Source organism: Vibrio sp. Isolate23 (genome assembly GCF_022398095.1).
GTDB lineage: Bacteria > Pseudomonadota > Gammaproteobacteria > Enterobacterales > Vibrionaceae > Vibrio > Vibrio coralliilyticus_A.
The window spans coordinates 41,952-58,920 of record NZ_JAKEUV010000008.1 but is presented as its reverse complement, the minus strand read 5'-3'; the positions used below and the strand labels follow the sequence as shown (position 1 = coordinate 58,920).

17 protein-coding genes are annotated in these 16,969 nt (G+C 45.3%); 12 read left to right on the top strand and 5 right to left on the bottom strand.

All coding sequences use genetic code 11. The features are described from left to right. Positions 1-35 precede the first annotated feature (35 nt). Positions 36-788, bottom strand: coding sequence for a DUF1853 family protein (locus L1D31_RS17420; protein WP_239838329.1), 753 nt, complete (start codon positions 786-788; stop codon positions 36-38). A gap of 114 nt (positions 789-902) precedes the next feature. Between L1D31_RS17420 and L1D31_RS17415 the strand changes: the two genes are divergently transcribed. Next, on the top strand, positions 903-1,661 hold the full coding sequence (locus L1D31_RS17415; RefSeq protein WP_239838328.1) for a Nif3-like dinuclear metal center hexameric protein: 759 nt from the start codon (positions 903-905) through the stop codon (positions 1,659-1,661). Between the two features lie 71 nt (positions 1,662-1,732). On the opposite strand, the gene L1D31_RS17410 is transcribed toward L1D31_RS17415, so the two are convergent. Continuing rightward, positions 1,733-3,022, bottom strand: a complete 1,290-nt coding sequence (locus tag L1D31_RS17410) for a citrate synthase (RefSeq protein ID WP_239838327.1) — start codon at positions 3,020-3,022, stop codon at positions 1,733-1,735. A gap of 396 nt (positions 3,023-3,418) precedes the next feature. Between L1D31_RS17410 and sdhC the strand changes: the two genes are divergently transcribed. The 8 genes from sdhC to sucD all read left to right on the top strand — a co-directional run bounded on the left by sdhC (position 3,419) and on the right by sucD (position 13,057). Beyond that, positions 3,419-3,811: a succinate dehydrogenase cytochrome b556 subunit gene (gene sdhC / locus L1D31_RS17405; RefSeq protein WP_006959581.1), complete on the top strand. Its 393-nt coding sequence runs from the start codon at positions 3,419-3,421 to the stop codon at positions 3,809-3,811. After that, positions 3,805-4,149: a succinate dehydrogenase, hydrophobic membrane anchor protein gene (sdhD, locus tag L1D31_RS17400; protein ID WP_239838326.1), complete on the top strand. Its 345-nt coding sequence runs from the start codon at positions 3,805-3,807 to the stop codon at positions 4,147-4,149. The genes sdhC and sdhD overlap by 7 nt, the downstream gene beginning before the upstream one ends. After that, a complete protein-coding gene (gene sdhA / locus L1D31_RS17395) occupies positions 4,150-5,916 on the top strand; it encodes a succinate dehydrogenase flavoprotein subunit (protein WP_239838325.1) in 1,767 nt (588 codons plus the stop codon). A gap of 14 nt (positions 5,917-5,930) precedes the next feature. Next, positions 5,931-6,641, top strand: coding sequence for a succinate dehydrogenase iron-sulfur subunit (locus tag L1D31_RS17390; RefSeq protein ID WP_239838324.1), 711 nt, complete (start codon positions 5,931-5,933; stop codon positions 6,639-6,641). Between the two features lie 93 nt (positions 6,642-6,734). After that, on the top strand, positions 6,735-9,575 hold the full coding sequence (gene sucA / locus L1D31_RS17385; protein ID WP_239838323.1) for a 2-oxoglutarate dehydrogenase E1 component: 2,841 nt from the start codon (positions 6,735-6,737) through the stop codon (positions 9,573-9,575). Between the two features lie 28 nt (positions 9,576-9,603). After that, entirely contained in the window at positions 9,604-10,809 is a 1,206-nt protein-coding gene (gene odhB, locus L1D31_RS17380) for a 2-oxoglutarate dehydrogenase complex dihydrolipoyllysine-residue succinyltransferase (RefSeq protein WP_239838322.1), read from the top strand. Between the two features lie 209 nt (positions 10,810-11,018). Then, positions 11,019-12,185 carry an ADP-forming succinate--CoA ligase subunit beta gene (gene sucC / locus L1D31_RS17375; RefSeq protein ID WP_006959569.1) on the top strand — a complete coding sequence of 389 codons (1,167 nt, stop codon included), beginning with the start codon at positions 11,019-11,021 and terminating at the stop codon, positions 12,183-12,185. After that, positions 12,185-13,057, top strand: coding sequence for a succinate--CoA ligase subunit alpha (gene sucD / locus L1D31_RS17370; protein ID WP_006881309.1), 873 nt, complete (start codon positions 12,185-12,187; stop codon positions 13,055-13,057). Before sucC ends, sucD begins: the two co-directional genes overlap by 1 nt. Before the next feature lie 74 nt (positions 13,058-13,131). Here sucD and L1D31_RS17365 read toward each other — a convergent pair whose 3' ends face one another. Beyond that, the gene (locus L1D31_RS17365; RefSeq protein ID WP_239838321.1) at positions 13,132-13,422 is read right to left on the bottom strand and encodes a hypothetical protein; all 291 of its coding nucleotides are present in this window, start codon (positions 13,420-13,422) and stop codon (positions 13,132-13,134) included. Between the two features lie 552 nt (positions 13,423-13,974). On the opposite strand from L1D31_RS17365, the gene L1D31_RS17360 reads away from it, so the two are divergent. Then, positions 13,975-14,493, top strand: coding sequence for a GNAT family N-acetyltransferase (locus L1D31_RS17360; protein WP_239838320.1), 519 nt, complete (start codon positions 13,975-13,977; stop codon positions 14,491-14,493). Here the strand turns inward: L1D31_RS17360 and L1D31_RS17355 are convergent. After that, positions 14,441-14,740, bottom strand: a complete 300-nt coding sequence (locus L1D31_RS17355) for a DUF3301 domain-containing protein (protein WP_239838319.1) — start codon at positions 14,738-14,740, stop codon at positions 14,441-14,443. The two genes, L1D31_RS17360 and L1D31_RS17355, sit on opposite strands and share 53 nt — an antisense overlap. A gap of 3 nt (positions 14,741-14,743) precedes the next feature. Next, positions 14,744-15,781, bottom strand: a complete 1,038-nt coding sequence (locus tag L1D31_RS17350) for a DUF3549 family protein (RefSeq protein WP_239838318.1) — start codon at positions 15,779-15,781, stop codon at positions 14,744-14,746. A gap of 75 nt (positions 15,782-15,856) precedes the next feature. Here L1D31_RS17350 and L1D31_RS17345 point away from each other — a divergent pair, with 75 nt between their 5' ends. Continuing rightward, a complete protein-coding gene (locus L1D31_RS17345) occupies positions 15,857-16,171 on the top strand; it encodes a YqcC family protein (protein WP_239838317.1) in 315 nt (104 codons plus the stop codon). Continuing rightward, a complete protein-coding gene (gene truC, locus L1D31_RS17340) occupies positions 16,171-16,893 on the top strand; it encodes a tRNA pseudouridine(65) synthase TruC (RefSeq protein ID WP_239838316.1) in 723 nt (240 codons plus the stop codon). The genes L1D31_RS17345 and truC overlap by 1 nt, the downstream gene beginning before the upstream one ends. Positions 16,894-16,969: the final 76 nt, after the last annotated feature.

Sequence of the window (16,969 nt, the reverse complement as noted above, 5' to 3'; positions counted from 1 at the left end):
GAGCTTTTAATGTGCAGAGAATTGCGTTTCATTGACTATCCGTGAGGCCAGTTGTCTGGGAGCACAAACCAAAATTGCCCTTGCTCAGTCTGAGCATGAACAAATCGGCCATCAGGTTTGTCAATTTGCTGCTCAAAGTCTTGTCTGCCGGTTGCCCAGAAAGGTTTGTCTAGTAGGTATAGAGGCTCGTCAATGAGCTCCCACTGACTTTCATAACACCAAAAACCCGATATTTGGGTTGTGTCGATTTCATAGCCTAAACAGTGTGTGGGAACGGTCTCGCTTGAAAATGGATTAATATAGAGCCGCCCCTGAAGCAGGAGATGCTCAGTTAAATTGTCTAATTCAGGGTACTGAGATGAAAATTGCGTTGAACTACTCATTTTTAATTGATGAGAGAGCATACGATTAAGTTTCTTATCCAGCTGGTCGTGGGCGTTAGGGCCGTACCAAACACCTTGGTGCAATAAATAGAATTTAATTGCCACTTCCCAGTGCTCTAATTGATTCGAGCTTTCATTTTTCAAAATCAGATCGATGGCCCCGAGTGTCTGGCCGTTTTCCCTATGGAGTTGAACTTCTTCTAGCTCGATAGAATATTGGCCACTGTTGACGAGAACCTGGGTACATAAATGTTGGTAGAGAAAACCGAGTCTAGGGTTGCCTTGGTAATGCAGGTCAGTTAGAGGGCTTTTTGGCAGAGTCTGCAGAGACTCGAATGGCGGAGTTAGTACGAATAGAGATGGTGAAGAGGCAATCCAGTTATAAAATCGTTGAAGTTGGTTCATCTCTGGTCCTTAAAAACAAAAGCTTAGCGCTATTGTAACCGCAACGGTTTGAAACTAGCATCCCTTATATAGTTACAATACACTTTGCACATAGTGAAGTCACTGGAAGTCAAAATGAAAAACATACAGTTGGAACAGATCCTCAATGACAAACTTTCTCCTCACTTGATTAAAGACTATGCGCCGAATGGGCTTCAAGTTGAGGGGAAATCAGAGATCAAGCGCATAATTACAGGCGTCACAGCATCCCAAGCGCTGATCAATAAAGCGATTGAGATGGAAGCCGATGCGGTGCTGGTTCATCATGGCTATTTTTGGAAAGGTGAACCTGAACCTATCCGAGGTATGAAAGGAAATCGTATTCGAAGCCTGATTAAAAATGACATTAACTTATTTGGCTATCATTTACCCTTGGACATTCACCCGGATTTAGGCAATAACGCAGAATTAGCTCGACTACTCGATATTGAAGTCGAAGGAGGATTAGAGGGGCACCCTCAGTCTGTTGCTATGTTTGGGCGGCTTAAACAGGCCATGTCGGGTACTGAGTTTGCTAATAAGATAAATCAGGTGCTTGAACGTGTACCACTTCATATTGCACCAGAAAATACCGATAAAATGATCGAAACTGTAGGCTGGTGCACGGGAGGAGGGCAGGACTTTATCGAGTTGGCCGTTCAGCATGGTTTAGATGCATTTATATCAGGTGAAGTATCTGAACGAACGACTTATACAGCAAGAGAAATGGATATCCATTACTTTGCAGCTGGACATCATGCAACAGAACGTTACGGGATAAAAGCGCTGGGTGAGTGGTTAGCCAAAGAGCATGGTATGGATGTCGAGTTTATTGATATCGACAATCCAGTGTAACGCACAGTGAATTATCAATCTAAAACAAAAAGGGCTGACAAATTGTCAGCCCTTTTGATGTTGAATCTACATTATTCACGCTCATGAAGAGGTGAGAATTCACGCTGTACTTCACCAGTGTAAAGCTGACGTGGACGACCGATACGGTTAAGTGGATCACTGTGCATTTCATTCCAGTGTGCAATCCAACCGATGGTACGTGAAAGTGCAAAGATTACCGTGAACATAGAAACCGGAATACCAATCGCTTTCAGAATGATACCTGAGTAAAAGTCTACATTCGGGTAGAGCTTCTTAGAGACGAAGTACTCATCGGACAGAGCAATACGCTCAAGTTCCATTGCAACATCTAGTAGTGGATCGTCAATGTTTAGTTCTTTCAGAACGTCATGACAGGTTTCACGCATCACGGTTGCGCGTGGGTCGTAGTTCTTATAGACGCGGTGACCAAAGCCCATTAGGCGGAATGGGTCATCCTTGTCTTTAGCACGATCAATGTACTCAGGAATGTTGTCGACACTGCCGATTTCTTCCAGCATCTTCAGACATGCTTCATTAGCACCGCCGTGTGCAGGTCCCCATAGTGATGCGATACCCGCGGCAATACATGCGAATGGGTTAGCACCCGAAGAACCAGCTAGACGCACTGTTGATGTCGAAGCGTTTTGCTCGTGATCTGCGTGAAGAGTAAAAATCTTGTCCATTGCACGTGCAACGACTGGGTTGACTTCATATTCTTCACATGGGTTAGCAAACATCATGTGCAAGAAGTTTTCAGCGTAGCTTAGGTCGTTACGTGGGTAGATAAATGGTTGACCGATAGAGTATTTATAACACATTGCCGCAAGAGTAGGCATCTTCGATAGAAGACGATAGGCCGTAATTTCACGGTGTGTGTCATTATTAATGTCTAGTGAGTCGTGGTAGAAGGCTGCGAGAGCGCCAACCACACCACACATAACTGCCATCGGGTGAGCATCTCGGCGGAAGCCGTGGAAAAAGCTCGCGATTTGCTCATGTACCATAGTATGGCGCGTGACAGTGACTTTAAATTGCTCGTATTGTTCTCGTGTAGGGGCTTCACCATAAAGAAGGATGTAACATACTTCTAAGTAATCAGCGTTATTTGCTAGCTGATCAATAGGATAACCGCGGTGTAAAAGAATGCCTTTGCCACCGTCGATGTAGGTGATTTGAGATTCACAGGATGCAGTGGCAAGAAAACCTGGGTCAAAAGTGAAATATCCATTTGCTCCAAGCTTACGAACGTCAATTACAGGAGTACCAAGGGCACCTTCCATAATTGGCAGTTCGATAGGCGCTTGACCTTCAACATGAAGGGTCGCTTTCTTATCTGCCATAACAATCTCCTTTGTTTATTATTTAATCCGTCCAGGATGTTTGTGTGACATTTTTGTACGTGTGTTCGTTATCAAAGTCAATTTTTCTCCTCCGACTTGTGCACTTGTTTTGATTTTTTATACGTATAAGGTTAAAAATCTGTTCTGTGTAGCAAAAATTGTTACATCAATTGTGCTAAAATGTTTCCAGCCGTATAGTGGCGCCGTAAATTTTGGTGGAAACCTTATAAATTCAAGGCTTGAAACAAATGTGAGGTGACGTTTCAAATCTTGTTGTTAACAAATATTTTACAAATTTACTCCGGTTTTTTGCCTGCTTGTTGTTAAATAGATGTTAACTTTTGTAGGTTTGCAATCAAATTTCGTTCATAACAATAAATGCTTCAATGGAGCTGAGTGAGCAAGCCCGTGAAAGAAAGAAAGTCAAGACCTGTTAATTTAGATTTGCAGACTATCAACTTTCCGATCACAGCAATCGCATCTATCCTGCACCGAGTTTCAGGTGTAATTACGTTTGTCGCGATCGGGATACTTCTTTGGTTACTATCCATTTCCCTGTCTTCCCCTGTAGGTTACGCACAAGCTGTCGATATTGTTGACGGTTTCTTTGTGAAATTTATTTTGTGGGGCATTTTGACGGCTTTGGCCTACCATATCGCTGGTGGTATCCGTCATTTGCTGATGGACCTAGGTCATTTTGAAGAGCTGGAATCTGGCGCTATGAGCGCTAAGGTTGCATTCGCAGCAACGGCCGTTCTGTCTGTACTTGCGGGGATTCTGGTATGGTAAAACACATCTCATCTTTTGGTCGTAATGGTGTGCATGATTTCCTACTGATCCGTGCGACAGCAATCATTATGACGCTTTATACTATCTATCTGGTGAGCTTTTGCGCGTTCTCAGATATTTCTTACGTATCCTGGACTCAGTTCTTCGGTGGCACTTTTACTAAAGTGTTCACTATGCTTGCGTTGGTATCGGTTCTTATCCACGCTTGGATTGGTCTATGGCAAGTTCTTACGGACTACATCAAATGCACGAAATTACGCGGATTCCTGCAATTAGGCATCATCGCAGTGCTATTTGGTTACTTCTTCTCTGGTCTATTTATTCTGTGGGGTGCGTAAGTGTCTATTCCAGTTCGCGAATTTGATGCCGTTGTAATCGGCGCAGGTGGTGCAGGCATGCGTGCTGCGCTACAAATTTCTGAGCAAGGCCTGACTTGTGCTTTGCTATCTAAAGTATTTCCTACTCGTTCTCATACTGTGTCTGCCCAAGGTGGTATTACTGTCGCACTAGGCAACTCACACAAAGATAACTGGCAATGGCACATGTACGACACTGTTAAAGGGTCGGACTACATTGGTGACCAAAATGCCATCGAGTATATGTGTAAGAACGGGCCTGAGTCTGTTATCGAACTGGAGAAAATGGGTTTGCCATTCTCTCGCTTTGATAATGGTACTATCTACCAGCGTCCTTTCGGTGGTCAGTCTAAAGAGTTTGGTGGTGAGCAGGCGGCTCGTACTGCTGCTGCTGCAGACCGTACCGGTCACGCACTGCTTCATACGCTTTACCAACAAAACGTTAAACACAAAACGACCATTTTCTCTGAGTGGTACGCACTAGACTTGGTGAAAAACCAAGACGGTGCGATCATGGGTTGTACAGCAATCTGTATGGAAACCGGTGAGATTTGTTACTTCAAGTCTAAAGCAACCATTCTTGCTACTGGTGGAGCAGGTCGTATTTATGCTTCTACGACGAATGCTCACATTAACACTGGTGATGGCGTTGGTATGGCGCTTCGTGCTGGTGTTCCGATGCAAGATATGGAAATGTGGCAGTTCCACCCAACCGGTATCGCTGGTGCGGGTGTGCTTGTGACCGAAGGTTGTCGTGGTGAAGGTGGTTATCTACTCAATAAAGACGGCGAGCGTTTCATGGAACGTTATGCACCTAACGCGAAAGACCTTGCTGGCCGTGACGTAGTTGCTCGTTCAATGATGATTGAGATCCGGGAAGGTCGCGGATGCGATGGTCCATGGGGTCCTCATATTAAGCTTAAATTGGACCACCTAGGTAAAGACGTTCTTGAGTCCCGTTTACCAGGTATCTGTGAGCTTTCGCGTACCTTTGCGCATGTTGACCCTGTGAAAGAACCAATCCCTGTTATTCCAACCTGTCACTACATGATGGGTGGCGTACCGACTCAAGTTTCTGGCCAAGCAATTAAGCAGTTGGCTGATGGCAGTGAAGCGGAAGTTCAAGGTCTATTTGCTTGTGGTGAGATTGCCTCAGTTTCTGTACACGGTGCGAACCGTTTAGGTGGTAACTCTCTACTTGATCTAGTGGTATTTGGCCGCGCGACAGGTCTACACCTTGGTGAAACTCTTGCTGCACAAGTAGAAGCTCGCCCTGCAACAGAGTCTGATATTGAAGAGTCACTGGCGCGCACTATGCGCTGGGAAAACAGCACTGGCGGTGAAGACCCAGTTCAAATCCGTAAGGACCTACAATCCTGCATGCAAAACAGCTTCTCGGTATTCCGTGAAGGTGACGCAATGGCAACGGGCCTTGAGGAACTGAAAGTCATTCGCGAGCGTCTGAAAGATGCGCACCTTGCAGATAAGTCATCTGAATTCAACACTCAGCGCATTGAATGTCTGGAGCTGGATAACCTGATGGAAACTGCTTTCTCAACGGCAGTAGCTGCAAACTACCGTACTGAAAGCCGTGGCGCTCATGCTCGCTTCGATTACCCCGAGCGTGATGACGAGAACTGGTTGTGCCACTCAATCTATAATCCGGAAACGGAAGCAATGACCAAGCGTGATGTCAACATGACGCCAGTTCATCGTGAAGCGTTCCCGCCAAAAGTACGTACATACTAAGGGAGGAATAAATTATGAAACTGAACTTCTCTTTGTATCGTTATAATCCTGATGTCGATAATAAGCCTTACATGAAGGACTACGTTCTTGAGGTTGATGAAGGCTCTGACATGATGGTATTGGATGCCTTGATTCTTTTGAAAGAGCAAGATCCAACAATTGCATTTCGTCGTTCTTGTCGTGAAGGTGTATGTGGTTCTGACGGCCTTAATATGAATGGTAAAAACGGTCTTGCATGTATTACCCCACTTTCTGCGTTAGCGGGTGATAAAATCGTTATTCGCCCGTTGCCTGGCTTGCCCGTGGTTCGTGACTTAATTGTTGATATGACCCAGTTTTATGACAATTACGCGAAAGTGAAGCCATTCTTGATTGATGATGATGCTTTACCGCCATCGCGTGAAAACTTGCAGTCTCCAGATGAGCGAGCTCACCTTGATGGACTTTACGAATGTATCATGTGTGCATGCTGTACGACGTCATGCCCATCATTCTGGTGGAACCCTGATAAGTTCATTGGTCCTGCTGGCTTGCTAGCTGCATATCGCTGGCTAATCGATAGTCGTGATACAGCGACAGATGAACGTCTGTCAAATCTTGATGATGCATTTAGCGTTTTCCGTTGCCATGGCATCATGAATTGTGTAAGTGTTTGTCCTAAGGGACTAAACCCAACGAAAGCCATCGGTCATATCAAAACTATGCTGGTTAACCGTTCGGTTTAAATTTATAAAAAATTGCCGGCCACCTTGGTGGCCGGCTCTTAATAGCTCGGCGTAGACCGAAGCAAACGTGAAAACTACTGGTTAAGGGAAAATATGCACAACGGCGTGATGAAGGCATGGCTCGAGTCTTCACACTTGGCTGGCGCCAATGCAACTTATGTAGAAGACCTCTACGAACTGTATCTAAGTGATCCCGATCTGGTAAGTGAGGAGTGGAAACGTGTGTTTGATGGCTTGCCTAAGCCTTCAGAAGAGGTTGCTGAACAGCCTCATTCACGTGTCCGTGACTACTTCCGACGACTCGCTCAAGAAACAAAGCATTACAATGTCCAAGTTAGTGATCCAGATGTCGACGCTAAGCAAGTAAAAGTTCTTCAACTTATTAACGCATACCGCTTCCGCGGTCATGAAGCTGCAGAACTAGACCCACTTGGTTTATGGCAACGCCCAACCGTGGCGGAGCTAGACCCAGCATTCCACAATCTCACCGAAGACGACTTTGAAGAATCATTCAATGTAGGTTCTTTTGCAATTGGTCAAGACACCATGTTGCTGAAAGATATCTACGCCTCTCTGAATAAAATCTATTGTGGTTCCATCGGTGCAGAATACATGCACATGACAAACACTGAACAAAAACGTTGGATCCAGCAACGTTTAGAGTCAGTTGTAGGTCAGCCTTCTTTTACTAAAGAAGAAAAACAAGAGTTCTTAGAAGAGCTCACTGCTGCTGAAGGATTGGAACGTTACCTCGGGGCTAAATTCCCTGGTGCGAAACGTTTCTCGCTTGAAGGTGGTGATGCGCTTATTCCAATGACAAAAGAACTGATTCGCCATGCTGGTAAAAACGGTATGCGTGAAGTGGTCATTGGTATGGCACACCGTGGGCGCTTAAATATGCTGGTCAATGTTCTAGGTAAAAAACCTCAGGACTTGTTTGACGAGTTTGCGGGTAAACATGATGAAACATGGGGTACGGGAGACGTTAAGTACCACCAAGGTTTCTCTGCTGATTTTGCAACGCCAGGTGGCGATGTTCACCTTGCGCTAGCGTTTAACCCTTCTCACCTTGAAATTGTCAATCCTGTTGTTATTGGCTCTGTCCGTGCTCGACAAGATCGCCTCGGTGATAATGAAGGCAATACGGTGTTACCTATCACGATTCATGGTGACTCAGCGGTAGCTGGTCAGGGTGTTGTTGCTGAAACCTTCAATATGTCCCAATCTCGAGGGTTCCGTGTTGGTGGTACAGTGCGCATTGTTGTCAACAACCAAGTAGGCTTCACGACTTCCAATCCGAATGATACTCGCTCGACCATGTACTGTACTGATATTGCAAAAATGGTACAGGCACCGATTTTCCACGTGAATGCAGACGATCCTGAAGCGGTGGCTTTCGTTACGCGTATTGCACTGGATTACCGAAATGAGTTCAAGAGCGATGTGGTCATTGACTTGGTTTGTTACCGTCGCCACGGTCATAACGAGGCGGATGAGCCAAATGCCACTCAGCCTTTGATGTATCAGAAGATCAAAAAGCATCCAACGCCTCGTAAGCTTTATGCTGACGTATTGATTGAGCGTGGTGATTTTGGCATTGATACTGCTACACAGTTAGTCAACGAATACCGTGATGCATTAGATCGTGGTGAAGTGGTCGTTAAAGAATGGCGTCCAATGGCATTGCATTCTGTAGACTGGTCTCCGTATTTAGGTCATGACTGGGATGTTAATTGGGATAGTATCTTCGATAAAGGCCGCTTGGTGGAGCTAGGGCAGCGAGTTTGTCAATATCCTGAAAGCCACAAACTACAAAGTCGTGTTAATAAGCTTTATAACGATCGTATGGCGATGGTTGCGGGTGAAAAAGCGATTGACTGGGGGATGGCTGAAACGTTGGCATATGCGACCTTGGTCGATGATGGTAAACGTATTCGTATTTCTGGTCAGGACTCCGGACGTGGTACTTTCTTCCATCGTCACTCCGTGCTTCATAACCAGACTGATGCCAGCACTTACGTTCCCTTAGCGAACATCCATGACAAACAAGGTCCTTTTGAAGTATACGACTCCGTATTGTCTGAAGAGGCTGTTCTGGCATTCGAATATGGTTATGCCACAGCAGAACCAAGTGGTTTGACTATTTGGGAAGCTCAGTTTGGTGATTTTGCTAACGGGGCTCAGGTGGTGATTGACCAGTTCATTTCCTCAGGTGAGCAAAAGTGGGCTCGTTTGTGTGGTTTGACTATGCTTCTTCCACATGGCTATGAAGGACAGGGCCCAGAGCACTCTTCTGCGCGTCTAGAACGTTACCTTCAGTTATGTGCTGAACAAAACATGCAGGTTGTTGTGCCATCGACTCCGGCTCAGGTGTACCACATGATTCGTCGTCAGGTTGTGCGACCTATGCGTCGACCTCTTATCGTTATGTCTCCTAAGTCATTACTTCGCCACCCTCTTTGCACTTCAACGCTTGAAGAGTTATCGGAAGGTACATTCCAGCCAGCGATTGCTGAGATTGACAAACTGGATCCTAAGAAGGTGAAACGAGTTGTTTTCTGTTCAGGTAAGGTTTACTTCGACCTACTGGAACAGCGTCGCAATAATGAGCAGGAAGACGTTGCGATTGTTCGTATTGAACAGCTTTACCCATTCCCATTGGATGAAGTCAAAGCGGCCATCGAACAATACACCAATGTAGAAGATTATGTCTGGTGTCAGGAAGAGCCTCAAAACCAAGGCGCTTGGTACTGTAGCCAACACAACTTCCGTGCTGCTATTCCGGCAGGTGCCGATCTTAAGTACGCTGGGCGCCCAGCATCGGCCTCACCTGCAGTCGGTTACATGTCAGTACATTTGAAACAACAGAAAGCGTTGGTCGAAGACGCCTTAACTGTTAATGAAAAGAACGTGAATACAAAAACTTCAGATTAAGAACTAGAAGTTAAAGGAAGAAACAGATATGACAATTGAAATTCTGGTTCCAGATTTACCTGAATCTGTTGCGGACGCGACAGTCGCAACATGGCACAAACAACCAGGTGACGCGGTCGAGCGTGATGAAGTTCTGGTTGACATTGAAACTGATAAGGTGGTTCTTGAAGTACCAGCTCCAGAGGCAGGCGTCTTAGAAGCCATCGTCGAAGAAGAAGGTGCAACAGTACTTTCAAAGCAACTCATCGCTAAGCTTAAGCCAGGTGCGGTTGCTGGTGAGCCAACGAAAGACACAACAGCAGAGTCTGAAGCCTCTCCTGATAAACGTCATAAGGCATCGCTGACAGAAGAAAGCAATGATGCACTTAGCCCGGCAGTTCGCCGTTTACTCGCTGAGCATGGTCTAGAAGCGAGCCAAGTGAAAGGCACTGGTGTTGGCGGTCGTATCACTCGTGAAGATATTGAAGCGCACCTTGCGAATGCCAAAGCTGCACCGAAAGCAGACGCTCCTGTAGCCGAAGCACCAGCGGCTGCTCGCAGCCAGAAACGCGTTCCTATGACGCGTCTGCGCAAAACTGTTGCAAATCGCCTGCTTGAAGCGAAAAACAACACGGCAATGCTGACTACGTTTAACGAAGTAAACATGAAGCCAATCATGGATCTTCGTAAGCAGTACAAAGATCAATTCGAAGAGCGCCACGGCATCCGTCTTGGTTTCATGTCTTTCTACGTAAAAGCGGTAACTGAAGCGCTAAAGCGTTACCCAGAAGTCAACGCTTCTATCGATGGTGATGACATTGTTTACCACAACTACTTCGACATCAGCATGGCGGTTTCTACGCCTCGTGGTTTAGTTACCCCAGTCCTCAAAGATTGCGATACGCTAGGTTTTGCTGATATCGAAAAAGGCATCAAAGAGTTGGCGATCAAAGGTCGTGATGGCAAGTTGACAGTAGATGAGCTAATGGGCGGTAACTTTACTATCACTAACGGTGGTGTGTTTGGTTCACTGATGTCTACGCCAATCATCAACCCGCCGCAATCAGCGATTCTTGGCATGCACAAGATCCAAGAACGCCCTATGGCGGTGGATGGCAAAGTAGAAATTCTACCTATGATGTATCTTGCTCTTTCTTACGATCACCGTTTGATTGATGGTCGTGAGTCAGTTGGCTTCTTGGTGACCATCAAAGAGCTACTGGAAGATCCAGCACGTCTACTTCTTGACGTGTAATTAACTCAAGCACCGGATTGATTTTGGTAATCTGGTGCCTAAAGTTTCTAAGGCTGAGCACGCTCAACGCTCAGCCTTCATTTGAAGCACTCGTTATTGAATTGGATAGCTAGTGGTTTATTTGAGAAGACCCTACAGACGTTAGGTCGTTTCGACCAAAGCGTCATGGACATAATAATCCCTCAAGGGAAAACAAACGGAATATCAAAATGAATTTGCATGAATACCAAGCCAAACAGCTGTTTGCAGAATTCGGTTTGCCTGTACCGGAAGGCTATGCGTGTGATACCCCTCAAGAAGCTTTCGAAGCTGCGGGACGCATTAGCACAGAGAAAAAAGTTGTTAAATGTCAGGTTCACGCTGGTGGTCGCGGTAAAGCGGGCGGCGTTGAACTCCATGACACGAAAGATGGCGTAAAAGAGTTTGCGCAAAAATGGCTAGGTAAGAACCTGGTAACTTACCAAACAGATGCAAATGGTCAGCCTGTTACAAAAATCCTTGTAGAAGAAGCGTCTAACATCGCTAACGAACTTTACCTAGGTGCGGTTGTTGACCGTGCAAGCCGTAAGATCGTTTTCATGGCTTCAACGGAAGGCGGTGTTGAGATTGAGAAAGTTGCGGAAGAAACGCCGGAGCTAATCCACAAAGCTGCGATTGACCCATTGGTTGGTCCTCAAGCTTATCAAGGTCGTGAACTTGCGTTCAAACTGGGCCTAGCGGGTGATCAAATCAAACAGTTCGTTAAGATCTTCATGGGTCTTGGCACTATGTTCGCTCAGTACGATCTAGCACTACTAGAAATTAACCCACTAGTCGTTACTGGTGAAGGTAACCTGCTTTGTCTAGATGGCAAGATTAACATCGATTCAAACGCAATGTACCGTCAGCCTAAGCTGCGTGAAATGCACGATCCTTCACAAGAAGATGAGCGTGAAGCACATGCTGCTCAGTGGGAGCTGAACTATGTCGCTCTAGATGGTAACGTTGGCTGTATGGTTAACGGTGCGGGTCTAGCAATGGGCACAATGGATATCGTAAACCTACACGGTGGCAAGCCAGCTAACTTCCTAGATGTAGGTGGCGGCGCGACTAAAGAACGTGTAGCAGAAGCATTTAAGATCATCTTATCTGATGACAATGTAAAAGCAGTACTAGTTAACATCTTCGGTGGTATCGTTCGCTGTGACATGATCGCTGAAGGTATTATCGGTGCCGTTAAAGAGGTAGGCGTAAGCGTACCAGTAGTTGTTCGTCTAGAAGGGACTAACGCAGACCTAGGTCGCGAAGTTCTTGCTAATTCTGATGTTGATATCATCGCTGCTGAGTCACTAACTGACGCAGCTCAGAAAGTTGTTGCTGCTGCGGAGGGCAAATAATGTCTGTACTAATTAATAAAGACACCAAAGTAATCTGTCAGGGTTTCACTGGTGGTCAAGGTACTTTCCACTCTGAGCAAGCTATCGCATACGGCACACAGATGGTTGGTGGTGTATCTCCAGGTAAAGGTGGTCAAACTCACCTAGGTCTTCCTGTATTCAACACTGTACGTGAAGCAGTAGAAGCAACTGGCGCAACTGCAACCGTTATCTACGTTCCAGCACCTTTCTGTAAAGATGCAATCCTAGAAGCGATTGATGCAGGTATCGAGCTTATCGTAACCATCACTGAAGGTATCCCAACGACAGATATGATCGACGTGAAAGTGAAGCTAGAAGAAACTGGCGTTCGCATGATCGGTCCTAACTGTCCAGGTCTAATCACTCCTGATGAGTGTAAGATTGGTATCATGCCTGGTCATATCCACAAGAAAGGTAAAGTAGGTATTGTTTCTCGCTCTGGTACTCTAACGTATGAAGCGGTTAAGCAGACTACAGATGAAGGCTTCGGTCAGTCTACTTGTGTTGGTATCGGTGGTGACCCAATCCCAGGTTCAAACTTCATTGATATCTTAAAGCTATTCCAAGAAGATCCAGAAACTGAAGCCATCGTAATGATCGGTGAGATCGGTGGTACAGCAGAAGAAGAAGCAGCAGCGTTTATCAAAGAGAACGTAACTAAACCTGTTGTTTCTTACATCGCTGGCGTTACAGCGCCTCCAGGCAAACGTATGGGCCACGCTGGTGCTATCATTTCTGGTGGTAAAGGTACAGCGGAAGACAAGTTTGCAGCTCTAGAAGCGGCAGGCGTTAAGACAGTGAAGTCTCTAGCTGATATCGGTAAAGGTCTACGCGAAGTGACTGGTTGGTAATACGGCACGTATAGACTAAAAAGGCTTGGCGCAATGCCAAGCCTTTTGTTTTATTCTGCTGTTCTTTACTTTAACTATTTCTGAGACTCAATTTTTGCTTCCAGTTTGATTAGCCTTTTGGTTAAATCTGCGACTTGTTTTTCCAGCTGCGCAATTCGATTACTTTCACCGTTTGCTTTGGAGGCAATTTCAACCTTCGGGACACGGTTAGCGCTTTTCCAGCTCTTAATTGTCGTTATCAGTGCTGGCATGGGAACGACAGTACTTAGGCGCGCTTTTACGAGAGCAACGGTAGGCTCTTTTCCCTCTTTTTGGAGCTGTTCTAAAACTTCCCTAAGCTCTTGGCTAACATCTTGAGTAAGCATACAAAACCTCCGTGAACTCACTTTATACAATCATACTCAACAGATGTATTGAATGCGAATGGAAAATACAGAGTACTAACGTGCGAGATCGCTTACATTACATGTAGGAAAAAACATCTAAACTTACTCTAAATAGGTGTTTTTTTTATTTTATATATATGATTCTTATACAAAAATATTAAACAACTTAATTAAAAACAGATAGATTGCTGTGTAGTAGATTGTATTCACGTTGGAATCCGATAATTTATTTACTGTCGGATGGAACTGATACGGAACATGAATATTCATGGGTCTGAGAGCACGAGAAGCATATCGTGGTTGAGTTGAATATAAAGTTCAAGGATTGATACAAATAAGACAGTAGCCTTGATTTCTGTAACGTCGAGGCATTTCTTTAACCTTAGACACCGCTCACACTAACAACGTCAAAAATAGCAACTTAGATCAATAACTAAGCTTATCTGTTGGTATAACTTTCGGCTTGTTTCCAACCAAGAAACAAAAGAATTTCCCCGTCATGAAAGGGGACGCTGTCTATAAGGATATGTTGTGACTATCGTAACTCGCCGAACATTACTGGTGCCATATAATGATACCCTGCAGTCTGACTTTCTGATGCTGAACTGCTGCGCTAAAAATAGAGCAGAAATGAACGGCCCTCATACTGTTTCGTCAGCTAAGCAACTTTTCCAGAAGGTGCTTCATGATCATACTATCCACGCTTTGGCTGTGTTAGATAGCCGCTCACGTGAATACATGGGTCATGTGTTTATCTATCATCTAGATACTTTGCCTGAACTTGGTTACCTATTTGATAAAGCATATTGGGGGCAGGGCTTTGCTAGTGAGGCTTTGAAGGCTTTTTTCCCCAAAGTAGTGCGTGATCTTAACTTAGAGAGAGTGGCGGCAACTGCGAATACTGACCATATACCGTCGATCCGAATTCTAGAAAAGCTAGGTTTTGAGCTATGTGCGCAAAAAACAGATATGTTTGGGCCATATAATGAGTATGTGTTCACATCCGATGGGGTGGTAGATCGACCTTCATCAATTGAAAGCCTTGCATAATTAGCCTTCCCTGATAGCAGTCGTCACCGAGTGACGAAAATTCAAACTGATATACAGAATGCCAACGCCAACGTCCATCTGGCGTTTTGAGCTTGTGACCTTTGAGCGCTACACTGACTAGCTGCAGATCCAACTGTTTACATTTGTTAATAGCAATAGTCTTGGCGAGCTCTGCTTGCCTGCGTTGCTGCCAAAACAAAAAACAGCCGAAAGCAAGGGCCAGAATCGCGAAAAGGTCACCTAACATTTCTTAACCTTTCGTTGCTTGTTGAAGACGAACTAGCGCTTGGGCAAGCTCTGGCGATGGTGCTGAGTGAAGCAACGGCAGTAAGACCATTCGTAGTTCAGGTAACATGACGAGATCAGCAAACAGCTGATTGAACAGTGCTTGATTACCTGTCTGAGCAAGACGAAGGAGAAATTGCTCTGCGTGTTTAGGTGTTGAAAGGAGATGCCAGCTCCGCCCAGCGACACCAATTAAAACTTCTTGATGGCTCAAGCGTGGTGAGGCTAGGATTTTCTCAAGTAAAGCAGTGGAATATTGGGGGCGAGCACCTGATAAGGCTCGAGCCAGCGCACCGATGAGGAAAATGTCAGGATCGTTGCTTTCGATTTGTTCCATGGCCAATTCTTGTAAACGCTCAGCCAGCTTATCCGGTAGAGAAATATGTTCCAATGCGCCCAGTAAAGCGTAAAGAGGCTCACTTGGAAGGTGTTTCAGTGCTTTGCGCAGGTTCACGCCATTTTGAGCTTGCCCTAGACGTGCACACATATCGGTCACGCCCTGTAAGCCCACTGTTTGCCATTTATCCCAGCCTAACCCTCCCGAGAAGTAGTGCTGAGCATGTTCATAGTATTGGCTACATGGTAAATCGAGTTGTGCTCTAATTTGGCTATGGAAAACGGCCATTTTATCTTCGGCAGGTTTGAAGGTGTATGGGTTGTTGGACAGCTTTTGTTGCTGCTCTTCACTCATCTCTTGGCTAAGGTGAGTGCCCATAGCTTCAACCACATACTTGATGAAATTGCCGACATCTGCCTGCTTAAGAAGCCCTCGTTCATCGAGTTCGAAATTTAGAAACCATATCCACGGTTGGTTGTGCTCGTTCCAGTAAGCAATCGCGAGATGTGCTTTACGCTGCAGAGGATAAGGGTAGGGTTGCAGGCCTTTTTCGACATCCGCGAAAACTTGGCTGTCAATAAGCTTGATACGACGTCCGAGATCGTAAACCTGATATTGACATTGGCTATTAACGAGTAACTGGGTGAGAGTATGAATAGTGTCCATGACAGAATAGTCCTAACTTTCTTTCCTCTATAAATGGTACCCTTAAGCCCAATTTCAAGGTTTTCCTCTAGTTTTATGACCAAAGAACAGCAATTAGTGCCACTTTTGGAGCAGTTACCTACTCTGATGCAAGAACTCACATTGTGGCAAACCCAAATGCCGGATACTAAGGCATTACAAAGCACGCAGCCCTTTGCGGTAGATACATTAAAACCCGAGCAATGGTTACAGTGGATATTTTTACCCAAAATGACGGTTTTGATTAAAGAGGGGGTGCCGTTACCTCAGGGATTTGCTATCGCTCCTTATTTTGAAGAGTCTTGGAAAGGAAGAAGAGAATATACCCCTTTGCTTGCTTTACTCAGAACGATCGATGAGGTTTGTGCTTGATGTTGGACATTGTTTTTAGAGATGAGTACTTTGTTGCTGTCAACAAACCCGCCGGGATGTTGGTTCACCGTAGTTGGTTAGATAAACACGAAACTCAGTTTGTGATGCAGACACTGCGTGACCAAATTGGTCAGCATGTTTTTCCACTGCATCGACTTGATAGGCCCACTTCTGGTGTGTTGATGTTTGCTCTGTCGAGTGAAGTGGCATCGCAAGTGATGCCTATGTTTGCCAACCACGAAATGGTCAAGACCTATCACGCCGTTGTGCGCGGTTGGATTGAAGAGGCGGGACGATTAGATTATGCATTAAAAGTTGAGTTGGATAAGATAGCCGATAAGCATGCCAGCCAAGATAAGGAAGCCCAGGAGGCGATCACCGATTATCACCCATTGGCTAAAACAGAGATCCCTTACTCTACAGGAAAGTTTCCCACGACTCGCTACTGTTTGATGGAATTAAAGCCACTAACAGGGCGTAAGCATCAGCTCAGACGCCATATGGCCCATCTTCGCCATCCTATCGTTGGTGATACGACTCATGGTGATGGTAAACACAATAAGCTGTTTAGAGAAGTGTATAAGTCCCATCGTTTGCTTCTGCATGCATCAAACCTTGAGTTTGTACATCCGTTTACTCATCAGACAGTCCTTATCAACGCCAAGGTTGATGACACATGGCAGAATATTTGTGATGAATTTTCTTGGCAGGTGCCGGATTAGAATTGAAAAAAAGCCCTCAATTTGATTGAGGGCCTTTTGTGAGTAGTAAAATTAAAATTCACATTAATGAATGTAA

Coding starts and splice junctions, on each gene's coding strand:
- sucD (WP_006881309.1), top strand. CDS start 12,185: ATGTCTGTACTAATTAATAAAGACACCAAAGTAATCTGTCAGGGTTTC.
- L1D31_RS17410 (WP_239838327.1), bottom strand. CDS start 3,022: ATGGCAGATAAGAAAGCGACCCTTCATGTTGAAGGTCAAGCGCCTATC.
- truC (WP_239838316.1), top strand. CDS start 16,171: ATGTTGGACATTGTTTTTAGAGATGAGTACTTTGTTGCTGTCAACAAA.
- L1D31_RS17350 (WP_239838318.1), bottom strand. CDS start 15,781: ATGGACACTATTCATACTCTCACCCAGTTACTCGTTAATAGCCAATGT.
- L1D31_RS17365 (WP_239838321.1), bottom strand. CDS start 13,422: ATGCTTACTCAAGATGTTAGCCAAGAGCTTAGGGAAGTTTTAGAACAG.
- L1D31_RS17345 (WP_239838317.1), top strand. CDS start 15,857: ATGACCAAAGAACAGCAATTAGTGCCACTTTTGGAGCAGTTACCTACT.
- L1D31_RS17390 (WP_239838324.1), top strand. CDS start 5,931: ATGAAACTGAACTTCTCTTTGTATCGTTATAATCCTGATGTCGATAAT.
- L1D31_RS17355 (WP_239838319.1), bottom strand. CDS start 14,740: ATGTTAGGTGACCTTTTCGCGATTCTGGCCCTTGCTTTCGGCTGTTTT.
- sdhD (WP_239838326.1), top strand. CDS start 3,805: ATGGTAAAACACATCTCATCTTTTGGTCGTAATGGTGTGCATGATTTC.
- odhB (WP_239838322.1), top strand. CDS start 9,604: ATGACAATTGAAATTCTGGTTCCAGATTTACCTGAATCTGTTGCGGAC.
- L1D31_RS17415 (WP_239838328.1), top strand. CDS start 903: ATGAAAAACATACAGTTGGAACAGATCCTCAATGACAAACTTTCTCCT.
- L1D31_RS17420 (WP_239838329.1), bottom strand. CDS start 788: ATGAACCAACTTCAACGATTTTATAACTGGATTGCCTCTTCACCATCT.
- sucA (WP_239838323.1), top strand. CDS start 6,735: ATGCACAACGGCGTGATGAAGGCATGGCTCGAGTCTTCACACTTGGCT.
- sucC (WP_006959569.1), top strand. CDS start 11,019: ATGAATTTGCATGAATACCAAGCCAAACAGCTGTTTGCAGAATTCGGT.